The following is a 2,200-nucleotide window of genomic DNA, read 5'->3' as shown; positions in this document are numbered from 1 at the left end:
CCCCTCCCCATCGCTGCGCGACAGGGAGGATAATTGCGCACAATTGCGCTTTTGCCCCTTCCCCACTATATGGCCGCGCATCATGCAGATTCCCGGCCATATCGACCCCGTCACAACGGGCACTGTTCCCCTGCGCGGCGGCAACCGTATCGACCTCGTCGGGCTGACGCGCGACGCGATCGGGGGCGTGCTGGTCGAGGCCGGTCTCGACGCCAAGGGCGCGAAGCTGCGTGCCAAGCAGATCTGGCACTGGATCTATCACCGCGGCGTCACCGATTTCGAGGCGATGACCGACATAGCAAAGGCCATGCGCCCCTGGCTGACCGACCGCTTCATCATCGGTCGTCCGACGGTGCGCGAGGCGCAGGTGTCGAGCGATGGCACGCGCAAGTGGTTGCTCGCCGCCGCCGACGGCCAGGAATATGAAATGGTCTTCATCCCCGACGCCGATCGGGGAACCTTGTGCGTATCGAGCCAGGTCGGCTGCACGCTCAACTGCCGTTTCTGCCACACCGGCACGATGCGTCTCGTGCGCAACCTCGCGGCGGGCGAGATCGTCGGACAGGTGCTGCTCGCGCGCGATGCGCTCGGCGAATGGCCGAAGGGAACGATGGCGGGCTTCGGACCCGATCCCGAGGATGACGACGCCGATGAGGACGGAGGCCATTACACCGCCGACGGCCGGATGCTCACCAACATCGTGATGATGGGTATGGGCGAGCCGCTGTATAATTTCGATGAGGTCAAGGGTGCGCTGAAGATCGTGATGGACGGCGACGGCCTTGCGCTGTCGAAGCGGCGGATCACGCTGTCGACGAGCGGCGTCGTCCCGATGATGGCTCGCGCCGGCGAGGAAATCGGCGTCAACCTGGCCGTATCGCTGCACGCGGTCACCAAGGAAATCCGCGACGAGATCGTTCCGCTCAACCGCAAATACGGCATCGAGGAACTGCTCCAGGCGTGTGCCGATTACCCGGGCGCCAACAATGCGCGGCGTATCACCTTCGAATATGTGATGCTGAAGGACAAGAATGACAGCGACGCGGATGCACGCGAACTCGTCAGGCTGATCAAGCATTACGGCCTGCCCGCGAAGGTCAATCTGATCCCCTTCAACCCCTGGCCCGGCGCCGCCTATGAATGTTCGACGCCCGAACGCGTCCGTGCGTTCAGCAACCTGATTTTCAAGAGCGGGATTTCGGCGCCCGTCCGCACTCCGCGCGGCCGCGACATCATGGCCGCCTGCGGCCAGCTCAAGAGTGCCGCGACCAAGCCGACTCGCGCCGAGCTCGACCGCATCGCCGAGGAAAAGCAAGCCGCACTGGGGTAATCCGGCATCCCCGGACGACGCGATCCGGCGCGTGCTCATCAGCAGATATCGTTGATTTTCCGCCAATCGCGCGGAATCGCGAACGCATACCTATTCTATACTGTGTGGTAAAAATAACACAGGTAAGAAAATTGTCACATTCTGAACGATCCGTTCATTGAAGCGACAGCCGAAAACGCCATTTAGGGCTCGGGCCGCGACCCTCACGGGACGGACCCCGAGTAAGAGAAGGAAAACAAAATGAAGAAATTCGCAGTTGCAGCCGCTCTCCTGACGGCCATCGTTGCAACCCCCGCCATGGCTGCCGAAGGCGGCGAAGGCCGCGTCGAAGTGCGCGGCGGCTACATCACCGGCAGCGGCTTTGACGACGCCACGATCGGCGCGGCGGCAGGCTATGATTTCGACCTCGGTTCGACCGCATTCGTTGGCGCCGAAGTCGCTGCCGACAAGGTGCTCGTCGACGGTGCCGACGTCCAGTTCTCGGCCGGTGGCCGCATCGGCGCCAAGGTCGGCGCTGCCGGCAAAGCCTATGTGACCGGCGGTTACACCTTCACCGACATCGACGATCCGTACATCGGTGCGGGCTACCAGCACAAGCTGGGCCAGAACGTCTATGCCAAGGCCGAATATCGTCACCAGTTCATCAACAACTTCGACGATTTCGACACCTTCGCGGTCGGCGTCGGCTTCGCTTTCTGATCCTTCGGAACAGCGACGAAACAGGAAGGGGCGGCCTCGTGGGGCCGCCCCTTTTTTTGTCGGTCGGGGATGAATGGGCGGAATGGGAAGGCGGCCAACGACCGGAAGCGGCCATTCCCGTCGCGTACCCCGGCGAAAGCCGGGGCCCAGAGCGTAATCGCGCAATGCCAG

At 62.9% G+C, this 2,200-nt stretch carries 2 protein-coding genes; both read left to right on the top strand.

What is annotated here, in order from left to right; genetic code table 11:
* Positions 1-82: 82 nt before the first annotated feature.
* A complete protein-coding gene (rlmN, locus tag VGD20_RS16440) occupies positions 83-1,330 on the top strand; it encodes a 23S rRNA (adenine(2503)-C(2))-methyltransferase RlmN (protein ID WP_331135474.1) in 1,248 nt (415 codons plus the stop codon).
* Between the two features lie 240 nt (positions 1,331-1,570).
* The gene (locus VGD20_RS16435; protein ID WP_331135473.1) at positions 1,571-2,029 is read left to right on the top strand and encodes a hypothetical protein; all 459 of its coding nucleotides are present in this window, start codon (positions 1,571-1,573) and stop codon (positions 2,027-2,029) included.
* The last annotated feature ends 171 nt before the right edge of the window (positions 2,030-2,200 follow it).

This window comes from Sphingopyxis sp., assembly GCF_036402335.1.
Lineage (GTDB): Bacteria > Pseudomonadota > Alphaproteobacteria > Sphingomonadales > Sphingomonadaceae > Sphingopyxis.
Note: the sequence above shows the minus strand (reverse complement) of the source record. Positions and strands in the feature narration are given on the sequence as shown.